Consider the following 19,441-nt stretch of genomic DNA (forward strand, 5'->3'; position numbering starts at 1 on the left):
AAATACGCACTGGCCAGGCGCAGAATCTCGTTGGCTTTGCGCAGCTCGCGATTTTCGCGCTCCAGGGCTTTGATGCGTTCACGCTCGTCAGTGGTCGGCCCAGGACGTTGGCCGGCATCGGTCTGATGGCGACGAATCCAGCCATGCAGGGTTTGCGCTGCACAGCCGATCTTCGGGGCAATGGCCTCAATGGCCGCCCACTCGGAGGGGTAGTCGTTCAGGTGCTCCAGAACCATGCGCACGGCACGTTCACGGACTTCAGGGGAGTAGGTCGCAGTCTTTCTCATGGCCTCATCTTCTCAAGAGTTGAGGCCTCCACGAAACCCGGGGCGATTCAGAATCCCCTCACACGCAATCGCGACTAGAATTTCGCTGTCGACTCCTCTGAAGCCAGGTCAGATTTCCCCATGCAACGTCAGGTCACGAGCGTAAGTTCGGTCTCCAGGATACGGGTATGACAAATCGACATGATAAAGCTGAAGCCGACGAGGATTTAGCACAGCTGGTAATAGGCCACGGACCCTGCACTTATCTAATGCTGCTCTTACTGGGCTTGATCCTCCTGTTTCCCTTTCTTGAGGAAGGTATCTTCGCCCGCACATTGCTCGGCATTCTGTTTTCAATCGTGCTGCTCTTGGGCGCTTTTGCCACCAGGCAGACTCGGTGGGGGTTCAGTCTCAAACTGGGCTTGGCGTTGCTCGGGGTTGGCCTTCAATGGGCGGCATTGTCGACTGCGAGTATCGCGATTCTTAAACTTGCCGGGGTAGCTTATGCGACGTCTCTTGCCGTCTCGTTCAGCGGAGTGCTTCGCTATATTCTCAAGCGCGGGCCAATTACAGCCGACAAGCTGCATGGCGCGCTCGCGGGCTACATCATGCTGGCCTTCATGTGGTCCTTCATCTATGCCATGGTCGAGATATCCAGCGCTGGCTCATTTGGCCCTGGACACCTCGATTTCACACAGCCCGGCACTTTTTTCAAACTGATCTATTTTAGCCTGACGACGCTCACGACCACCGGTTTCGGTGATGTTCTTCCATTGACCAATCACGCTCGCTCACTTGTGATGGTCGAAGAATTTTCAGGCGTCTTTTACGTTGGTGTTGTGATAGCGCGGCTCGCCGGTCTTTATCCGTCGAATCAGACTAAGTGACGCTCGACTTGCCCGAGCCGCCTAAATACACAATCAACCTGACTCTTCAGAGATTCGGGCGGCGATGTGTCCAGGTTTACAAGGGTGAACATCTGAAGCTGGCTCCGGGCGAGCCCTATCGGGGGATCGGCGCGGGCGCCCATTGTAACGCCCGCGAGCATCGAGCGATCACCGCCTTTGCTGGGCTTACCCCCAAGTTGCAGGAATCGGGCAAGCACAAAGGGCACGTGCGCATTTCCCGTGTGGGGTCGGCTCGACTCCACTCAGGTCTGTACATGCCGGCGATCACCTCGATGACCCACTACCCAGCGATCAATGCCCTGGCACAGCGTTTACTCACCCGCGACAAGGCCAGCAAGCAGATCGTCTGCGCAGCCATACGCAAGCTGCTGCACATCGCGTACGGAGTCCTGAAATGGAGCAAGCCTTCCGATGTGCAAAAGGCACGTGCCCGATAGAAATCAAGACGGTATCTACGTACAAAAAGAGCGGCCTGCCCAAAGTCTGTGAGGGAGATTGCGTTCAGAAAAGAAGATGCGGCTAACAACTGGCACAATCTGTACCACCAAGGGGAAGCAACTCGTACTCTCCCGGCAACATGGGATGCAATCATCGGGATGGGGTGATGTCACTCATCCACGCACTCCTGATACAGCCGAGCAACTACGAAATTGTCGCTCCGAAGCTCGGCAACCCTGCCGAACATGGCTCAGTGGCATCAATGTCTGGCGTTCAGGGTGCACGCTTGAGATCGATCTTCATGGCATCAGCAAATGCCTTGATCAGAGGGCTTCGCGGCGTGTTGTGACGCAGAATCAGGCTGAAGGGTGTCTGGAGGCTGACAGCATCAGGGCGAATTGCCCTCAAACGCCCGTCCTTGACCAGTTGAGCGGCATACTGACAGGGAAGAAAACCGATGAATCTACCCGTGAGGATCAGTATTGCGACAGCTTCGACCTGCATCGCTGACGTGCTGACTTTCTCGGCATCAAAAAACTCTCTTTTGGCAGAATGTATCGCATAGCGATGATTGATGAAGTTAAAGTCTCTCAAATTCCCTATATCAACATCTTCATCTGACTGATCAAACAATTCGTGCCCAGCGCCGCAATACAAATTCGACTGCTCCTGATACATATCAAAATAATCAAACTCTTCCCGTTTCTGATAGACCGGAACGATTCCCGCCACGAACCTCCCCTCGACAACTCCCCGCTCAACTTCATCCAACTGAGAAACACTCAGTCGTATTCTGACCCTGGGGGCTTCATCAGTGATACTTTTGAGTGCAGATATTAGCAATGAGTTCTTATCGAACAGCGTATTATCAATAACCCCAATACTAAGATCGCCGATCAACTCATTCTGCGCACAACTTATCCTGTCGCGAAAACTCTCAACCGAGTTAAAGAGTTCGATGGATGCCTGATAGACCATCTGTCCCTCGTCGGTCAGGCTAAAACCCTCACGCCCCCGGCTGCATAGACGCATTCCAATGCGGATTTCAAGGTCAGAAATCTGTTTACTGATGGCCGCCAGGCCGACATTCAACTCGTTTTGCGCCGCACTGAAGCCACCTGCCTCCACAACTGCCTTGAAAACTTTCAGCAGTTTGAAGTCCTGGCCGCTTAGCGCCATGGGCGCTCGAATTCTTGTCTTTCCGGGCAGGTTTCCGGATGTGGAAAGTGAGGTTTCCATGATGATTATTTACCTCGCGGTCGGCATTCAACAGGCTAGATCCCACAACAAGAAACCAGCCGGCCTAATCATCATGAACACATACAACGGATCATTGCAACACGCTTTCTATCCGCGATTGAAGTCTCAACCGGCTGAATTCTATAGGTTTTATCTCGTCCACAAGGACAGGAAATCTTCCGCACTCCCATTCTGCCCAGAAACAAGTTATTGCCAGTGACCTTCAGGCCCTCAAGCATGTACTGAAAGACACTTCGAAGTATTTGGGTACAACCGTTCTAAGTCGAAAAACGCGAGGAAAAACAACAATGACTCAACCCACTGATCGCCTTTGGGGTGCCCGTTTCAAGAGTGGCCCGTCCGCAGCGCTGGCAGCTCTCTCGCGCTGCCCCGAACGCTACTTCCAACTCGCTCCGTACGATCTCGCCGGTTCCCGAGCGCATGCCCGCGAGCTGCAACGAGCCGGGCTGCTGGACGACGCAGAAACCCAGCGCATGCTGGAAGCAATCGACAGCATCGATGAAGATTTCCGCGCCGGCCGTATTAGCCCCACGCTGGACGACGAGGACGTGCATACCTTCCTTGAGCGCTTGCTGACCGAGCGGCTGGGCGCTTTGGGCGGGAAGCTCCGTGCTGGCCGTTCTCGAAATGACCAGGCCTCCAACGACCTGCGTCTTTTCCTGCGTGACCATGCCCGTAAGTTGGCCGTACAGGTCCTGGACCTCCAGGACGCATTGGTGGAGCAGGCCGAGCAGCATATCGAGACCATCTGCCCCGGTTTTACCCACCTCCAGCAGGCCCAACCCATCACTTTCGCCCATCAGTTGCTGGCCCATTCGCAAGCCATGTTGCGCGACATACAGCGCCTGGCCGACTGGGACGCGCGCACCGGGTTGTCGCCCCTCGGCGCTGCGGCCATGGCCGGTTCGGCCATCGCACGCCAACCCCAGCAGTCCGCTGTTGAAATGGGATTCACCGCCCCCTGCGAAAACTCCATCGATGCAGTCGCCAGCCGGGACCATGTCGCTGAGTTCCTGTTCGTAACCGCCATGCTGGGTATCAACATTTCCCGCCTGTCGGAAGAGTTCTGCCTGTGGTCCTCGCGCCAGTTCCGCTGGGTCGATCTGGATGACGCCTATGCCACCGGCAGTTCGATCATGCCGCAGAAGAAGAACCCTGATATTGCCGAACTGTCGCGCGGCAAGGCTGGCCGCCTGATTGGCAACCTGACCGGTCTGCTGTCAACGCTGAAATCTCTGCCGCTGTCCTATAACCGCGATCTTGCCGAAGACAAGAACGAAGTCCTGGACACCGTCGAAACGCTGAGCCTGGTCCTTCCCGCCATGGCGGGCATGGTCCGCACCATGCAGGTTCGCACGGACGAACTGCGCCGCCAGGCACCGCTCGGCTTCACCCTGGCAACCGAAGTCGCCGATTGGCTGGCAGTACGCGGCGTGCCGTTCAAGGAGGCCCACGAGATCACTGGCGCGCTGGTACGTGCCTGTGAGGAGCAGGACATCGAACTGTGGGAAGCCAGTCCCGCCACCCTGGCAGATATCGATTCGCGTCTGACTGCGGATGTGCGTGACAGCCTGACCCTAGAGGCAGCCATTGCTGCGCGCAGTGGTTGGGGCGGTACAGCTCCGGAGCGCGTCCTGGAGCAGATCACCCGGCTGAAATCGGCCCTGGAAGGCCAGCGGGAGTGGACCGCGAATTACACCGGCCCACGCATTTGAGCCTTACCTGAACGAAGCGCGCTCCCCTGGGACGCGCTTTCAAGATCGACCGATAAGCCGCAGCGCTCTTGCGCCGCCTTCGGAGCAACACCATGAGTCAATTACAAGCACAACGCCTGGCCGCCGAACGCAAGAAAGCTGAAAGCGAGTTCGACATCACGCAGTACGAGCATGTGCCACGTCGCTACTACGGGCGCATGTTCTTCGCCACGCTGATCGTGGTCCTGTTGATCGGCCTCGGGAACGCCTTCGCCAAGGGACAGATCGAGTGGTCCTACGTCGGCCAGTTCCTGACCTCAGAAGCGATTCTCTTCGGCCTCCTGAACACCATTGTGATGTCCGTGCTGGCCATGATCCTTGGGGTCATCTTCGGGGTAGTCACTGCGGTCATGCGCATGTCGCATAACCCTATCCTTCAGTACGTTGCCCTGGCCTATACCTGGCTGTTTCGCGGTACGCCGCTGATCCTGCAGCTGCTGCTGTGGTTCAACCTTGCGCTGATCTTCCCCGTCATCAGCATTCCGGGCCTTTTCCAGATCGAGACCGTGACCGTGATGACGCCCTTCGTCGCGGCCCTGCTTGGTCTGAGCATCAACCAGGGGGCCTACACCGCCGAAGTGGTACGTGCCGGTCTGCTCTCCGTCGATACCGGCCAATATGAAGCGGCCAAGTCCATTGGCATGCCGCGCCTGCAGTCGCTCAAGCGAATCATCCTGCCCCAGGCCATGCGGATCATCATCCCGCCGGTGGGCAATGAGTTTATCGGCATGGTGAAGATGACCAGTCTGGCCAGCGTCATCCAGTACTCCGAGCTGCTGCATAACGCCCAGAACATCTACTACGCCAACGCCCGCGTCATGGAGCTGCTGATTGTTGCGGGTATCTGGTACCTCGCCGTCGTTACCGTCCTGTCGTTCGGCCAGAGCCGGCTGGAACGCTACTTCGCCAAAGGCGCAGGCAAGCGCTCCTGATCGCCCACGTCGTGAGAGATATCCCCATGAGAAGCATCGTCAAGGCTGTCGGCCTGAATAAATATTACGGCGATTTCCACGCCCTCAAAGACGTCAACCTGGAGATCGAACAAGGCGAAGTGCTCTGCGTCATCGGCCCTTCCGGGTCGGGCAAGAGCACCTTCCTGCGCTGCATCAACCAACTCGAGAAAGTCGATAGCGGCGGTCTCTGGGTAGACGGCGAACTGGTTGGCTATCGCATGGTCGGCCGCAAGCTCTACGAGTTGAACGAAACCCAGATCGCCCGCCAGCGCCTGGCCACCGGCATGGTTTTCCAGCGCTTCAACCTTTTCCCGCACATGACTGTGCTGGAGAACATCGTCGAAGGCCCCTGTCAGGTACTCAAGCGTTCACCCAAGGAAGCCACCGACGAGGCCGTCGAGTTGCTGGCCCGAGTCGGTCTGGCCGACAAGCGCAATCACTACCCCATTCAGCTTTCCGGCGGTCAGCAGCAGCGTGTTGCAATCGCCCGGGCTCTGGCCATGCGGCCGAAGCTGATGCTGTTCGACGAACCCACCTCCGCACTCGACCCGGAACTGGTCGGCGAGGTGCTCTCGGTCATGCGTGACCTCGCCAAAAGCGGGATGACCATGGTCGTTGTAACCCACGAACTGGGTTTCGCCCGCGAGGTTTCCAACCGCGTGGTGTTCATGGATGGCGGCCAAGTCGTGGAAGCCGGAAGCCCTGAAGAAGTCCTGTTGACCCCACAAAATCCACGCACCCAAAACTTTATTTCTGCCGTTCGCGCCTAGTCGCCAATAACAATCCCAAGAGAATGAACGTACATGAAAAAGCTGATCCTCTCCTCCGTACTAATGGGCCTTGCCGTTTCCGCGCAGGCATCCGCTGAACTCCCGGCAGCTATCAAGGAAAAAGGCGAAATCGTTGCGGCAATCATGCCCAACTACCCGCCCATGGACTTCAAGGACCCCGCGACCAACGAGCTGACCGGCGTCGACTATGACCTCGGCAACGCGCTGGCCGAACGCCTTGGCGTGAAGATCAAATGGCAGGAAACCGCCTTCGAGCAGATGGTCAGCGCGCTGACCACCAAACGTGTGGACATCATCCTGTCCGGTATGACCGATACCGAGGAGCGACAGAAGACGGTCACCTTCGTCGACTATTTCACCAGCGGGCCGCAGTTCTACACCCTGCAGAGCCGCGAGGACCTCACGGAGATGACCGACCTCTGCGGCAAGAAAGTGGGGACCAGCCGACGCACCACCTTCCCCGCCGAAATCGCAGCCTGGAGCAAGGCCAACTGCGAAGCCGCCGGCAAGCCGGCAGTTATCGTCGTCGGTGCGGAAGGCAGCGCAGATGCGCGCGCCCAGCTTCGCCAGCGCCGCCTGGACGCCGCCATGCAGGGCAGTGAAACCGTGCCCTACATCATGTCCCTGGAGAAGAACACCTTCAAACCGCTGGGCAATGCCATCTCCCGCCAACTGACCGGGCTGGGCGTCAGCAACACCAACCCCGAGCTGGCCAAGGCTGTGGCCGATGCGCTGCAAAGCATGATCGCCGATGGCAGCTATCAGGCGATCCTGAAGAAATGGGACCTTGAGGAAGGCGCTATTGAGCGCGTCACCATCAACGGCAAGTAACTTCGGAGCACACTCATGTCCCCCTCGACCACGCCCAACTGGCCCGGCGAAAGCCGGGCCAGCATGGCCTTGGCCTTCGACGTTGACGGCCCGACGGGCGATGCGATGCTCAACGGATCGATCTGGCAAAAGCCTGAGTATTTCGGCTTCGGCGCATACGATCCTTATCGCGCCCTGCCACGCATCCTTGATCTGCTCGACGCCGTCCGCATCCCGGCGACATTCTTCGTACCCGCATGGGTGGTGGAGAACTGGCCCCGGCAGTGCCAGGCGATTGTCGAGCGGGGACATGAAGTGGCTTATCACGGCTACAAACATGAATCCTTCTATGCGCTGGAGCTGGAGGAGCAGCGCCAGGTGATGGAGAAGTGTCGGGAAGTCTTCTGGAAGGTTCTGGGTATCCGCGCCGAAGGATTCCGCACCCCGTCCGGAGATTGGCACACCCATACACCCGGAATGCTCCTGGACGCTGGCGTGATCTACTCCAGCAGCATGCGCGGCGATGACCGCCCCTACCTGGTCAACGTCGCCGGTCACTCCCGGCCGCTGGTGGAAATCCCGGGCCACTGGGAGCTCGACGACTATGCCTCCCTGGCTTACACCAAGGGGCCGAACTTCCCTTCCGGGCTGGACCGCACGGCCAGCTATGAACTGACCCTCGATAACTGGTGCCGCGAATTTGACGGCGCCATGGACGAAGGGTTGTGCCTGACCACCCTGTTCCATCCGAAGATTACCGGTAAGCCCGGCAGGCTCCTGCTTCTGGAGCGCCTCTTCGAGCATATGCGTAAACGTGACGATGTGTGGTTCGCCACCTGCCGCGATGTTGCGCACTGGACGCTGAAGGAGCATGGCAATGACTGACCTGCCAATCTGGCCCACTCCCTATCGCTGCGCGGTGGTGGTAACCGTCGACTACAACGACACTCACGGCATTCTCACCCAGGCACCTGCGGTAGCTGGCCGCGACAAGACATTGTCCGTCTGGCGCTATGGCACCACTCGCGGCGTCGCCCGCCTGCTGGATACCCTGGCGGACCTGAACGTACGTAGTTCCTGGTGCATTCCCGGCATAGTCGCTGAGGAAAACCCCGATCAGATCGATGCGATTCTCAAAGGCGGACACGAGATCGCCTGTGCCGGCTACCGGCACCAGGACTACGACTTGCTCAGCCTCGCTGAACAGGAGGCTGAACTGGAGCGCGGCTGCAGCGTCCTGGCCCGCCTCACCGGCCACAAGCCACGGGGTTTCCGCTTGCCTGCGGGCAACTGGGCACCAGGCTTCCCCGAAGCAATGCGCCGCCTGGGCATTCGCTGGTCGTCGTCCCTGCGCGGCGATGATCTGCCCTTTGCGCACCTGCAGTCAGTTCCGGGTAGCGCGCCCTTGATCGAGTTGCCGCTGCATTATGAGTTGGAGGACGAGCCCTATTTCGCGTTCAACCTCAGCCCAGCGGTGCCGCCCGCCCAATCACGAATTGCCTCGTATAGCCACACTCTGAAGAACCTGCAGATGGACTTCGCCGGGTTCCACCGCTATGGCCTTTGCTACGTGCTGCGGCTTCACCCGGAGATCATCGGAACTCCGGGCCGCATTGGACTCCTGCGCGAGCTTATGGAAGGCATCCAACAGCACCCAGATGTCTGGATCGCCACTGCCGAAGAGGTGGCGCAGTGGTGGGCGCAATCCGGCCCCGCACTCCCCGATGACCATCCTGCCGCTGTATACGCCCGCCATACCACGGAGCATCAACTGTGACTGCACGCTTCCAAAAACTGGTCCGTTTTGTGGTCGAGACCCGCTTCGACGACCTTCCCCCATCTCTGGTCGAGAAAGCCAAACGGCACATTCTGGATACCTTCGGAGCGACCCTGGCGGGCGCCGATAGTGAGATCTTCAAAGCCTCCTACCAGCTCTGCGTACAGCACGAAGCACCAGGCAATACCGTGCTGTGGGGCACCAACCATCGCGCCAGTCCGCGCAATGCTGCCCTGTTGAATGGTATTGCCGCACACTCCCTGGAACTGGACGATGCCGGCGGCTGCGACCATTCCGGCGCGGTTGTTCTGCCCGCCGTGATGGCAGCGTTGCAGGCAAGTGGCAAGGCAGTTTCCGGGAAGGAATTGCTGGTGGCCGTGGTCATCGGCTACGAAGTCGGCCGGCGTGTGCTCGAAGCCTGCGGCAGCTACTCCGCGCACAACGGTGCAGGGTGGCACTCGACCGCCACTTGCGGTGTGTTCGGCGCCGCGGCGGCATGCGCACGCATATTCGGGCTGGACCAGGTGCAGACCCTCTCTGCGCTCGGTATCGCTGGCAGTTTCAGTGGCGGCCTGTGGGCATTCATCCACGACGGCTCCCAGACCAAGAAGCTGCATACCGGCCGTGCGGCAGAGGGTGGCTTGCTCGCCGTCATGCTGGCGCAGCAAGGGATCACAGGACCGTCTTACCTCTTCGACGATGTATGGGGTGGGTTCCTCAAGACCCTAGCGAGAGACGACGCCGAGCCACAAGCCCTGGACGAAACCCTGGGTGAAATCTGGAAACTGGCGCGTTGCTCTATCAAACCCTATGCCTCGTGCCGGGGCACCCACGCCGCAATCGATGCAATCGGGTTGCTGCTGGAGAAGCTGAACATCACGCCGGATCAAATCGCCGAAATCCGCGTGGAGATGTGTGCATTCCTCAAGGACATGTGTGGCCATACCCGCATTGAGACGTTGGCATCGGCGCAGATGAGCCTGCCCTATGCGCTGGCGGCCAGGCTCACCTATGGCCACGCCGGACTGGACGCTTACGAGGACAAGTGCCGAGAAAACCCGGCGATCACTTCGTGGTTCAGGCGCATCCACCTTGACGTGAACCCTTCACTGTCCGAAGACGGTGAACCTATCGTCACCCTGCGCACTGACGACGGTCGCGAGGCCAGTCTGTGTGTTGAAGTGGCGCTTGGTGCGCCGGGCAACCCCATCAGTGACGAGGCTCTACTGGACAAGTTCTACAGCCTGGCTGTCCGCGTGCTCCCGCCACTCAAGGTCAAGCAGTTAGCCAACCTTCTCCTGAAACTGGAAGACGTGTCCTCTACCCAGCAACTTGCCGAGATGCTGTCAGCCGCATAGCGCAGCTGCATGCATCGAGTGGACGCTCCCACTCCATGACGGCAAGACTTCCAGGACAGACAGGATCTCTGTGACTACTTACTCGCTTGTCATTCGCCGCCTGATGGTGTGTTCGCTGACGATCGTGATCAGCCGGGCCATCACCAGCCCGTTGCTGGCACTCTTCCTCAGCACCCGGCTTGGGCTAGATCAGAAAGACGTTGGGCTCCTGGTGGGGATTGCCGCCTTCACCGGTACATTGCTTGGCCTCTACGGCGGCTACGTCGTGGACCGTTTCGAGAAACGCCGGCTGCTTATCCTGGCGATGCTTTCCAGTTCAATCGGGTTCCTCTTGCTGACCTTTGCCAGCAACCTGTATCTGGCAACGCTGACCCTGGTCATCACCGAGTCGGCCGCAGCACTGTTCGTCATTGGCTCCAAGGCCATCCTCAGCGACAACCTGCCTGTCGAACAACGGGCCAAAGCGTTCTCCCTCCGATACACCCTGACCAACATCGGATACGCCACCGGCCCGATGCTTGGCGTCATTCTCGCAGGCGCTCAACCCACGGCGCCCTTCTGGACCGCCAGCGCCATCGCCTTCCTGAGTATCTTCCTGATGAGTGCCGTGCCGCCCAGCAAGCACGCGAAGACATCCACTCAACTCCAGCCACCCAGCTTCCTGGCCACGCTGGCCACACTCAGAAATGATCGCACCCTGATCCTATTCACCCTGGGTAGCCTGCTCAATGCGGTGGTTCATGGTCGATTCACCATCTATCTGTCGCAGTACCTGCTGGTTGGCTATCCATCCGAGGAGGCCATGAGGATTCTCTCTGCGGTACTGGCCTGCAACGCGATCACAGTGATCGTTATGCAATACCAGTTCGGTCGTCTGCTCAAACGAGAGCACTTGGCGTTCTGGATGGGCATCGGCTCGATGTTGTTCATCAGCGGCCTACTGGGCTTCATGTACGCGGAGAACATGGTCAGTTGGTGCTTGGCGATGTTTGTTTTCACGCTTGGTGAAATGATCGTGCTGCCAGGTGAGTACCTGTTCATCGACAGCATCGCGCCAGAGCATCTGCGTGGCAGCTATTACGGCGCTCAGAACCTGGCCGCCCTTGGCGGCGCCCTCAGCCCCATTCTGTGCGGATACCTCCTCACCTATTCCGTACCCACCAGCATGTTTCTTGTCTTGATGGGGCTTTCAGCGTTGGGTGGGTTGCTTTGTTTCGCAACTGGCAGGCGGGTCCGGGCGAGGAATTGATCGTATCTCTCCTAGTATCAGTCGAAGCACAAAGGCTGCTAAATGAATAACAATCAGGAATTCCGCTTCATCAACGGGGCCTCCAAGCGACTGCTATTGGTAATCGAGCCGATCTCCAGCGAGTTCTGGATCGAAAGTCATGCCACGGTCAAGATTCTTGTGGAAGTAGAGGAAGCACCTGCGACCTTCGATGTCGAGTATCTGGCAGGCGGTATGGTGGTCTACACCCCTGAGGGAAGTCAGGTGCAGGTCTACAAGAATGGTCGCCACCTTCCCCACGGGAAACGCTCCAAACGCATGGCGTCGCGGCTAATCCGTCAACGCTCCTAGTGGGTGCTCTCCCTTGCCCTCCCCCTGCTCTGTCCCTATCCTGCCCCGGCCACGGTCTATCCCGTGGCCGGGTTTGACAGCCTGAACTAACGGGCGCGATTGCGCCGAACGGTGCATGCGAAAAACGGCGGACGTTTTTTGCAGGCACTCACACGCATGCAGTTTTCAACTGCTCTGCTTCATGGCAGATCGCGCGGGGAGATCCTCGTGGTCTGCCGGTTCCCGTTAGCCGGTCTGTCAACCCCGCGCGGTCTGCCGCCCTTCGATTGACAGCGATTGGTGGCAGCTCCTGACCCCATAACGGAGATTCGCCATGCACGACGCATACCCCCCTCGTTTTCTACCGCCACGCCCAGCGCCTGCGCTCCGTGATGATCGACCACCAGCCCTGGTTCGTCGCCGATGACTTCGCCCAGTTGATCGGCGCTCATTCCCAGCGCCTGCTCCGCGCCCAGGAGCGGTTCGAGAAGCGCAGCGTAGTGCTGACGTGCACCCGCGGCGTTCATGAGGAGGTGGAGGCCATTTGCGATGCCGGCGCCTACCGGGCCGTGCATCGCCTTGCCCGCCCGACGTGCAGCGATGTCAGTCGCTGGCTGAGCGAGGTGCTGACATGAGTGAAGCCCCGCTCGCCCCACACGAGCGGGGTTGTCGTCGGGACGGGGGGAGTTGTTGCCGGGCCGGCGGCATCAGGCTGGGGGCCGTTGTCGCGTTGCCGTCGTAGGTTGGCGCCGAGCCTGCGAGGCCCAACGCGGGGATTCGACCGGAATCGAAGCGGGCTCAATCGCACTTCAGCGCCGCGGGCGCCTTATCCTTTGAACCCTTTCCCCACCAGATAAACCTCCCTCGACCGTGGCCGCGACGCCTCTGGCTTGCGTATCACCACCTTCTCGAATGAGGTGCGAACGTCTTTCAGGAATTCGTCAGAGCCTTCGCCCTGAAAGACCTTGGCCACAAAGGTGCCATTGGGCTTGAGCACCTGCCGGACCATATCGAGGACGAGTTCGACCAGGTACATCGAGGACGCCTGGTCGGCGGCAGCGACGCCGCTGATGTTGGGGGCGATGTCGGAGATGATCAGATCGGGCTGGTTGCCGTCGAGCTTGTCGAGGATCTGTTGGAACACGGCATCGTCGGTAAAGTCGCCCTGGATGAAGTCGACGTTATCGAGTGGGTCCATCGGCAGGATGTCACTGGCCAGAACCCGCCCCTTCTCGCCCACGAGACGCCCGGCTACCTGCGACCAGCCACCGGGAGCCGAGCCAAGATCCATGACCAGCATGCCGGGGCGTATCAGCTTGTCCTTCTCGTTCAGCTCGATCAGCTTGTAGCTGGCACGGGAGCGCAAACCATCCTTCTGAGCCCGTTTGACGTAGGGATCGTTGACGTGTTCATCCAGCCAGCGACGGCTGCTTTTGGATCGTTTCATGATAGAGCCAACCACGGAGAATCAATGTGAGGAGCGGACCGATGCACGGGGCAGAGGGGAAGCTGTCGGACGCTGAGCGGCGGCAATTATAAGCCGATAACACTGTGCAGGTTACATTCGCAGGCAGGATCGCACAGCGCCGGCCAGCACGGCGCCTTCCGGCGAACCATCGGGCCAGGCCTGACAGGTGCTGGCGGCGGCGGGTACAATTCGCGCCTTACTCTCCCCTCTGTTGCTTCCTTTGCCGGAGTCACCGGCCAGGATTACCGCCATGATTCGCATCAACGAACTGTCCCTGCCCCTCGATCACTCCGCCGATGAGTTGCGTAACGCCATCGTCAAACGCCTGAACATCAGCGACGCCGATCTGCTGAACTTCACCGTGTTCAAGCGCAGCTACGATGCCCGCAAGAAGAACAGCGTCATTCTGTTCATCTACATCATCGATCTGGAGGCCCGCGACGAGGCGGCGATTCTGGCGCGCTTTGCCGATGACCACAACATACGTCCGGCCCCGGACACCCACTACTATCCAGTGGGACAAGCGCCGGCCGACTTGAGCGAGCGGCCGCTGGTCGTGGGCTTTGGCCCCTGTGGATTGTTCGCGGCGCTGTTGCTCGCGCAGATGGGTTTCAAACCCATCGTGCTGGAGCGCGGCAAGGATGTGCGCAGCCGCACCAAGGATACCTGGGCACTGTGGCGCAAAAAGATCCTGACCCCGGAATCCAACGTACAGTTCGGCGAGGGGGGTGCCGGTCTGTTCTCGGACGGCAAGCTCTACAGCCAGATCAAGGACCCCAAGTTCTACGCCCGCAAGGTTGTGCACGAGTTTGTCCGCGCCGGCGCTCCGGCGGAAATCATGTACGTGAGCAAGCCGCACATCGGCACCTTCCGCCTCACCGGCGTGGTGTCCACCATGCGCGAGGAGATCATCGCCCTCGGCGGCGAGGTGCGCTTTGAAAGCAAAGTCACCGATCTGCTGATCGACGATGGCCAGCTTGAAGGTGTGGTGCTGGCCAGTGGCGAAACGATCCGCAGCCGCCATGTCGTGCTAGCGCTGGGCCACAGCTCCCGCGATACCTTCCGCATGCTGCACCGGCAGGGCGTGTTCATCGAGGCCAAGCCCTTCGCCGTGGGTTTTCGCATCGAACACCCGCAGGGCATGATCGACCAGGCCCGCCTGGGCAAGTACGCCGGACATCCGGAGCTCGGCGCCGCCGACTACAAGCTGGTGCACCACGCCAAGAATGGCCGCGCCGTCTACAGCTTCTGCATGTGCCCCGGCGGCACCGTGGTGGCGGCCACTTCCGAGCCGGAACGCGTCGTGACCAACGGCATGAGCCAGTACTCGCGCAACGAACGCAATGCGAATGCCGGCATCGTCGTCGGCATCAACCCGGAGGAAGATTTCCCGGGCGGCCCACTGGCCGGCGTGGAGTTCCAGGAGCGCCTGGAATCCCGCGCCTACGAATTGGGCGGCAGCGACTACTGTGCGCCCGCGCAACTGGTGGGCGATTTCATTCGCGGCGTGCCATCGAGCGAATTTGGCGAGGTTGAACCCTCCTACAAACCCGGCGTGCGCCTGGGCGACCTTGCGCCCTCGCTACCGGCCTATGCGATCGAGGCCATCCGCGAGGCGCTGCCGGCATTTGGCAAGCAGATCCGCGGTTTTGATCGCCATGACGCCGTGCTCACCGGTATCGAAACCCGCACGTCCTCCCCGGTCCGCATCACCCGCGACAACGAGACGCTGCAAAGCCTCAACCTGCGCGGCCTGTTTCCCGCTGGCGAGGGCGCCGGTTATGCGGGGGGCATTCTGTCGGCGGGCGTGGACGGCATCAAAGTCGCCGAAGCGGTGGCCAAGTCGCTGCTGTCTCAGACCAAAGTGCAGAGCAACTGAGCGCCGCATTGATGAAACTCGACGACATCAAGAAGCTCCACCAGAAAAAATACCGGGCCGAGTTCGGCCATTTTCTGGTGGAGGGCGAACATCTGTTGCTGGAACTGCAAAAAGCGGCCTTGCAGAATCCGCTGCTACTGCGCAGTCAGCTGTATGTGACCAGCGCCTACGAGCACTGGCAAAGCCCGTTTGAAACCCATGTGATCAACGACCGCCAAATGGCGCAGATCGCCGACACCAAAACACCGCAGGGAATTATTGCGCTGGTGCCAATGCCGGCGACCGCCGCACCGGTTGCGGCCCCCGCTACTAACGAGCGCGCCATCTACCTGCATGAAATCCAGGACCCGGGCAATCTCGGCACCATCCTGCGCACACTGGCATGGTTCGGTAACTTTCGCTGCCTGCTCAGTCCCGGCAGCGTTGATCCGTATAACCCCAAAGTCGTGCGCTCCAGCATGGGCGCCATTTTTCATGCGCCCATGGAACTGGATGTGGAACTGGATTCCTTGCGCACACGCTTTGAACGCATCGCCTGCCTGGATATGAATGGCGAGCGCTTGCAATCCGCCAGTTTCAAATCGTTCGATTGTTATCTGTTCGGCAACGAAGCGCGCGGCGTGCCCCGCGAGCAACTGCTCGCGCTCAACGCCCAGCCTTTCACGATTCCCGGCTGTGGCGCCATCGAATCGCTCAACCTGGCCGCGACGGTCAATATGTGCGCGTACGAGCTGAACAGATAAGGGGTTGCGGAGCCCGGCCAGTCCCGGGCCTTTCAACGACCCGGGATAGTTCGACGCAGGATTGATGGTCATTGCCAAACCGCCGCATCAGGCTGAGTGCCATCGTCGCGATGCCGTCCTAGGTTGGCACCGAGCGCAGCGAAGCCCAATGCAGCAAGGCATGCGCGCATGGCCCACCCCGCCGATGGCTATCGCCCCGCTCGACCCATCCTACGCACGGTAGCGGGGTCGGCCGGGGGCGCCGGCTTCAGCCATGTTTTCACCCGCAAAACTTTCCTCTCAAGATAAAAATTTTCCCAATAGGCTAGACCTGCACCTTCGCTTCGCCTATAAAAGCGCCACAGGAATTTTATTTTCCTGCCAGTAAAAATTCTTCATGGACGAAATCCTGTTTTACCCACGCAATTTTTCCGCCTTGCGATGAGCTGCCGCCCCCCAATCGAGGACCCGACATGCAACATGCCACCAGCCACTTCATCCTCAAGATCAGCTGCCCGGCCACGTCCGGCATCGTTGCGGCGGTGACCACTTACCTGGCGGACAAGGGTTGCTACATCAGCGAGATGTCGCAGTTCGACGACGACACCAGCGGCCGCTTCTTCATGCGCGCGGTGTTCCGCTTTAACGACCAGTACGAAGGCGACATCGATGAGGTCGAGCAGGGTTTCGACGCGGTGGCCCGGCGCTTCGAGATGGACTGGTCCCTGCACGGCACTGCCCAGCCGATGCGCGTGCTGCTGATGGTGAGCAAGTACGACCACTGCCTGTCCGACCTGCTCTATCGCCACCAGAAGGGCGAGATGGACATGCAGATCACCGCCATCGTTTCCAACCACCTCGAGCTGCGCCCGATGGCCGAGCGCGAGGGCATCCGCTTCATCTACCTGCCGGTGACCCGCGACACCAAGGCCCAGCAGGAAGCGGCGCTGATGCAGATCATCGACGAAACGCAGACCGAGCTGGTGGTCCTGGCCCGTTACATGCAGATCCTCTCCGATGACCTGTGCAAGCAACTCTCGGGGCGCGCCATCAACATCCACCATTCCTTCCTGCCCGGTTTCAAGGGCGCCAAGCCCTATCACCAGGCCTATGAGCGCGGCGTGAAGCTGATTGGCGCGACCGCGCACTACGTCACCTCGGACCTCGACGAAGGCCCGATCATCGAGCAGGAAGTGCAGCGCGTGGACCACGCCTATCTGCCGGATGACCTCGTCGCCATCGGCCGGGATACCGAGACGGTGGCCCTCTCCAAGGCGGTGAAATACCACCTGGAGCACCGGGTCTTCCTCAATGGCGACCGCACGGTGATCTTCCGGTGAACACGCAAACCGCTCCGAAACTGATCGACGGCAAGGCCGCCGCCGCGCGCGTGCTGGCCGAGGTGGCCGAGGACGTGCGCGAGATGAAGACTCTCGGCATCGAGCCCGCGCTCGCCGTGGTGCTGGTCGGCCAGGACCCGGCCAGCCAGGTCTATGTGCGCAACAAGGTGCTGCGCGCCGAGGAATGCGGCATCCGTTCGCTGGAGCACAAGCTGCCGGCCGAGACGGAAGAGGCCACGCTGCTGGCACTTATCCACAGCCTGAATGCCGACGACAGCGTGCACGGCATCCTCGTGCAGTTGCCGCTGCCGGCGCACATCGATGAAACCCGAGTGCTGCAAGCCATCGACCCGCTGAAGGACGTCGACGGCTTCCACGCCGAAAACGTCGGCGGCCTCAGCCAGGGCCGCGAGGTACTCACGCCCTGCACCCCGGCTGGTTGCCTGCGCCTGTTGCAGGACACCTGCGGCGACCTATCCGGCCAGCACGCGGTGGTCATCGGCCGCTCCAACATCGTCGGCAAGCCGATGGCCGCCCTGCTGTTGAAAGCCCATTGCTCGGTGACCGTGGTGCACTCCAAAAGCACCAACCTGCGCGAGCTGTGCCGCCAGGCCGACATCGTCGTCGCCGCCGTCGGCCGTCCGCGCCTGGTGGATGCCGACTGGCTGAAGCCCGGCGCGGTGGTCATCGATGTGGGCATCAACCGCATCGAGGAAGACGGCCGCTCGAAGCTCGTCGGTGACGTGGACTTCGACAGCGCCCTCACCCGCGCCGCCGCCATCACCCCGGTTCCCGGTGGCGTCGGCCCCATGACCATCGCCTTCCTGATGAAGAACACCCTGGCCGCGGCGCGCCTCAAGCACCCGGCCCCCCTCTCCCAAACCCCGCTTCCGGAGGCGCCATGCCTTTCAATCTCCTGAAATACGGCCTGAGCTCCGAATACCCGGTGGAGGTGGACCTGCCGCCGCCCACCGAACTCAAGCCGTCCTATGACGTGGTCATCATCGGCGGCGGCGGCCACGGCCTGGCCATCGCGTACTACCTGTCCAAGTACCACGGCATCACCAATGTCGCGGTGCTGGAGAAGTCCTACCTGGGCGGCGGCAACACCGCGCGCAACACGGCGGTGATCCGTTCCAACTACCTCACCTCCGAAGGCGTGCGCTTCTACGCCGAGTCAGTGAAGTTGTTCCAGAACCTCTCCAACGAGTTCGACTTCAACATCATGTATTCCGAGCGCGGCCAGCTCACCCTGGCCCACACGGATGCCACGGTGCGCGCCTTCCGCCAGCGCGCCGAAGTGAACAAGCACTTCGGTGGTCGCACCGAGATGATCGACCGCCAGCAGATCCGCGAACTGGTGCCGACCCTCAACCTGGACCCCGGCCACTTGCCGGTGCTCGCCGGGCTCTGGCACATCGACGGTGCCACTGCCCGCCACGACGCCGTGGCCTGGGGCTACGCCAAGCAGGCGGCCAAGCGCGGGGTGGAAATCCACCCGCTCACCGAAGTGCAGGACCTGGTGATCGAGAACGGCCGCATTACCGCCGTGAAGACCAATCGCGGCACGGTGAAATGTGGCTGCGCGGTGCAGGCCATCGCCGGCCACAGCTCGCTGATGCTGGCCAAGGCGGGCATCCGCGCGCCGATCCACACCTACCCGTTGCAGGCGATGGTGACCCAGCCGTTCAAGCCTTTCCTCGATCCGCTGGTGAGCTCCTCCGCCCTGCACTGCTACGTGCAGCAGACCAGCCGTGGCGAGATCGTCTTCGGCGGCGGCTCCGACCCCTACCCGCTGTACAACACCCGCTCCACCCTGGACCTGAAGGAAAGCCTGCTGGCCCACGCCATCGAGATGTTCCCCTTCATGGCCAACGCCAAGCTGATGCGCCAGTGGGCAGGCATCACCGACATGACCCCGGACTACAGCCCGATCATGGGCCTGTCACCGGTGCAGAACTATTACCTCGACGCCGGCTGGGGCACCTGGGGCTTCAAGTCCACGCCCATCTGCGGCAAAACCATGGCCGAGCTGGTGGCCAGCGGCGGCAAGGTGCCGGACCTGATCAAGCCCTTCGCCCTGGAGCGTTTCAGCACCTTCCAGCAGGTCAACGAAATGGGCGCCACCGCCGCCAGCCACTGACAGATTCCCCCCTCGC

20 protein-coding genes are annotated in these 19,441 nt (G+C 60.5%); 17 read left to right on the forward strand and 3 right to left on the reverse strand.

The window, feature by feature from the left end; all coding sequences use genetic code 11:
• Positions 1-287: transposase (locus G559_RS0109825; protein ID WP_036997285.1), on the reverse strand; the 287-nt coding region annotated here is incomplete at its 3' end.
• Between the two features lie 167 nt (positions 288-454).
• Here G559_RS0109825 and G559_RS0109830 point away from each other — a divergent pair.
• On the forward strand, positions 455-1,153 hold the full coding sequence (locus G559_RS0109830; protein ID WP_028628054.1) for an ion channel: 699 nt from the start codon (positions 455-457) through the stop codon (positions 1,151-1,153).
• Entirely contained in the window at positions 1,150-1,611 is a 462-nt protein-coding gene (locus G559_RS29600; RefSeq protein WP_051246537.1) for a transposase, read from the forward strand. Before G559_RS0109830 ends, G559_RS29600 begins: the two co-directional genes overlap by 4 nt.
• Positions 1,612-1,885: 274 nt before the next feature.
• On the opposite strand, the gene G559_RS0109840 is transcribed toward G559_RS29600, so the two are convergent.
• Complete coding sequence (locus G559_RS0109840; protein ID WP_028628055.1) at positions 1,886-2,851, reverse strand: LysR family transcriptional regulator; 966 nt, start codon at positions 2,849-2,851, stop codon at positions 1,886-1,888.
• A 308-nt stretch (positions 2,852-3,159) separates the two neighbouring features.
• Here G559_RS0109840 and argH point away from each other — a divergent pair, with 308 nt between their 5' ends.
• From argH to G559_RS28790, 10 genes are all read left to right on the forward strand, one after another.
• Positions 3,160-4,587 (forward strand): argininosuccinate lyase, encoded by a 1,428-nt coding sequence (gene argH, locus G559_RS0109845; protein WP_028628056.1) that lies wholly within the window; start codon positions 3,160-3,162, stop codon positions 4,585-4,587.
• Between the two features lie 92 nt (positions 4,588-4,679).
• Entirely contained in the window at positions 4,680-5,558 is an 879-nt protein-coding gene (locus tag G559_RS0109850; RefSeq protein WP_028628057.1) for an amino acid ABC transporter permease, read from the forward strand.
• 26 nt (positions 5,559-5,584) lie between these two features.
• The gene (locus G559_RS0109855) at positions 5,585-6,349 is read left to right on the forward strand and encodes an amino acid ABC transporter ATP-binding protein (RefSeq protein WP_028628058.1); all 765 of its coding nucleotides are present in this window, start codon (positions 5,585-5,587) and stop codon (positions 6,347-6,349) included.
• A 33-nt stretch (positions 6,350-6,382) separates the two neighbouring features.
• A complete protein-coding gene (locus G559_RS0109860) occupies positions 6,383-7,201 on the forward strand; it encodes an ABC transporter substrate-binding protein (RefSeq protein WP_028628059.1) in 819 nt (272 codons plus the stop codon).
• A 15-nt stretch (positions 7,202-7,216) separates the two neighbouring features.
• On the forward strand, positions 7,217-8,065 hold the full coding sequence (locus G559_RS0109865; RefSeq protein ID WP_028628060.1) for a polysaccharide deacetylase family protein: 849 nt from the start codon (positions 7,217-7,219) through the stop codon (positions 8,063-8,065).
• Entirely contained in the window at positions 8,058-8,957 is a 900-nt protein-coding gene (locus G559_RS0109870) for a polysaccharide deacetylase family protein (protein WP_028628061.1), read from the forward strand. Before G559_RS0109865 ends, G559_RS0109870 begins: the two co-directional genes overlap by 8 nt.
• The gene (locus G559_RS0109875; RefSeq protein WP_028628062.1) at positions 8,954-10,315 is read left to right on the forward strand and encodes an MmgE/PrpD family protein; all 1,362 of its coding nucleotides are present in this window, start codon (positions 8,954-8,956) and stop codon (positions 10,313-10,315) included. The genes G559_RS0109870 and G559_RS0109875 overlap by 4 nt, the downstream gene beginning before the upstream one ends.
• A 70-nt stretch (positions 10,316-10,385) precedes the next feature.
• Complete coding sequence (locus G559_RS0109880) at positions 10,386-11,564, forward strand: MFS transporter (protein WP_028628063.1); 1,179 nt, start codon at positions 10,386-10,388, stop codon at positions 11,562-11,564.
• A 42-nt stretch (positions 11,565-11,606) separates the two neighbouring features.
• Positions 11,607-11,894: a hypothetical protein gene (locus G559_RS0109885; protein ID WP_028628064.1), complete on the forward strand. Its 288-nt coding sequence runs from the start codon at positions 11,607-11,609 to the stop codon at positions 11,892-11,894.
• Positions 11,895-12,265: 371 nt separating this feature from the next.
• The gene (locus G559_RS28790; RefSeq protein ID WP_051246540.1) at positions 12,266-12,508 is read left to right on the forward strand and encodes a BRO-N domain-containing protein; all 243 of its coding nucleotides are present in this window, start codon (positions 12,266-12,268) and stop codon (positions 12,506-12,508) included.
• 191 nt (positions 12,509-12,699) lie between these two features.
• Here G559_RS28790 and rlmE read toward each other — a convergent pair whose 3' ends face one another.
• On the reverse strand, positions 12,700-13,320 hold the full coding sequence (gene rlmE, locus G559_RS0109895; RefSeq protein ID WP_028628065.1) for a 23S rRNA (uridine(2552)-2'-O)-methyltransferase RlmE: 621 nt from the start codon (positions 13,318-13,320) through the stop codon (positions 12,700-12,702).
• Between the two features lie 271 nt (positions 13,321-13,591).
• Between rlmE and G559_RS0109900 the strand changes: the two genes are divergently transcribed.
• The 5 genes from G559_RS0109900 to G559_RS0109920 all read left to right on the forward strand — a co-directional run bounded on the left by G559_RS0109900 (position 13,592) and on the right by G559_RS0109920 (position 19,425).
• A complete protein-coding gene (locus tag G559_RS0109900) occupies positions 13,592-15,220 on the forward strand; it encodes an NAD(P)/FAD-dependent oxidoreductase (RefSeq protein WP_028628066.1) in 1,629 nt (542 codons plus the stop codon).
• Between the two features lie 11 nt (positions 15,221-15,231).
• Positions 15,232-15,963: a TrmH family RNA methyltransferase gene (locus G559_RS0109905; RefSeq protein WP_028628067.1), complete on the forward strand. Its 732-nt coding sequence runs from the start codon at positions 15,232-15,234 to the stop codon at positions 15,961-15,963.
• Positions 15,964-16,415: 452 nt separating this feature from the next.
• A complete protein-coding gene (gene purU / locus G559_RS0109910) occupies positions 16,416-17,282 on the forward strand; it encodes a formyltetrahydrofolate deformylase (protein ID WP_028628068.1) in 867 nt (288 codons plus the stop codon).
• Positions 17,279-18,202 (forward strand): bifunctional methylenetetrahydrofolate dehydrogenase/methenyltetrahydrofolate cyclohydrolase FolD, encoded by a 924-nt coding sequence (folD, locus tag G559_RS0109915; protein WP_028628069.1) that lies wholly within the window; start codon positions 17,279-17,281, stop codon positions 18,200-18,202. Before purU ends, folD begins: the two co-directional genes overlap by 4 nt.
• Positions 18,184-19,425, forward strand: coding sequence for an FAD-dependent oxidoreductase (locus G559_RS0109920; protein ID WP_028628070.1), 1,242 nt, complete (start codon positions 18,184-18,186; stop codon positions 19,423-19,425). The genes folD and G559_RS0109920 overlap by 19 nt, the downstream gene beginning before the upstream one ends.
• Positions 19,426-19,441 lie beyond the last annotated feature (16 nt).

It is taken from the genome of Metapseudomonas resinovorans DSM 21078 (genome assembly GCF_000423545.1).
Lineage (GTDB): Bacteria > Pseudomonadota > Gammaproteobacteria > Pseudomonadales > Pseudomonadaceae > Metapseudomonas > Metapseudomonas resinovorans.

Excerpts from the sequence above, each read along its gene's own strand:
- G559_RS0109830 (WP_028628054.1), top strand. The coding sequence starts at position 455 with ATGACAAATCGACATGATAAAGCTGAAGCCGACGAGGATTTAGCACAG.
- G559_RS0109840 (WP_028628055.1), bottom strand. The coding sequence starts at position 2,851 with ATGGAAACCTCACTTTCCACATCCGGAAACCTGCCCGGAAAGACAAGA.
- argH (WP_028628056.1), top strand. The coding sequence starts at position 3,160 with ATGACTCAACCCACTGATCGCCTTTGGGGTGCCCGTTTCAAGAGTGGC.
- G559_RS0109850 (WP_028628057.1), top strand. The coding sequence starts at position 4,680 with ATGAGTCAATTACAAGCACAACGCCTGGCCGCCGAACGCAAGAAAGCT.
- G559_RS0109855 (WP_028628058.1), top strand. The coding sequence starts at position 5,585 with ATGAGAAGCATCGTCAAGGCTGTCGGCCTGAATAAATATTACGGCGAT.
- G559_RS0109860 (WP_028628059.1), top strand. The coding sequence starts at position 6,383 with ATGAAAAAGCTGATCCTCTCCTCCGTACTAATGGGCCTTGCCGTTTCC.
- G559_RS0109865 (WP_028628060.1), top strand. The coding sequence starts at position 7,217 with ATGTCCCCCTCGACCACGCCCAACTGGCCCGGCGAAAGCCGGGCCAGC.
- G559_RS0109870 (WP_028628061.1), top strand. The coding sequence starts at position 8,058 with ATGACTGACCTGCCAATCTGGCCCACTCCCTATCGCTGCGCGGTGGTG.
- G559_RS0109885 (WP_028628064.1), top strand. The coding sequence starts at position 11,607 with ATGAATAACAATCAGGAATTCCGCTTCATCAACGGGGCCTCCAAGCGA.
- G559_RS28790 (WP_051246540.1), top strand. The coding sequence starts at position 12,266 with ATGATCGACCACCAGCCCTGGTTCGTCGCCGATGACTTCGCCCAGTTG.
- rlmE (WP_028628065.1), bottom strand. The coding sequence starts at position 13,320 with ATGAAACGATCCAAAAGCAGCCGTCGCTGGCTGGATGAACACGTCAAC.
- G559_RS0109900 (WP_028628066.1), top strand. The coding sequence starts at position 13,592 with ATGATTCGCATCAACGAACTGTCCCTGCCCCTCGATCACTCCGCCGAT.
- G559_RS0109905 (WP_028628067.1), top strand. The coding sequence starts at position 15,232 with ATGAAACTCGACGACATCAAGAAGCTCCACCAGAAAAAATACCGGGCC.
- purU (WP_028628068.1), top strand. The coding sequence starts at position 16,416 with ATGCAACATGCCACCAGCCACTTCATCCTCAAGATCAGCTGCCCGGCC.
- G559_RS0109920 (WP_028628070.1), top strand. The coding sequence starts at position 18,184 with ATGCCTTTCAATCTCCTGAAATACGGCCTGAGCTCCGAATACCCGGTG.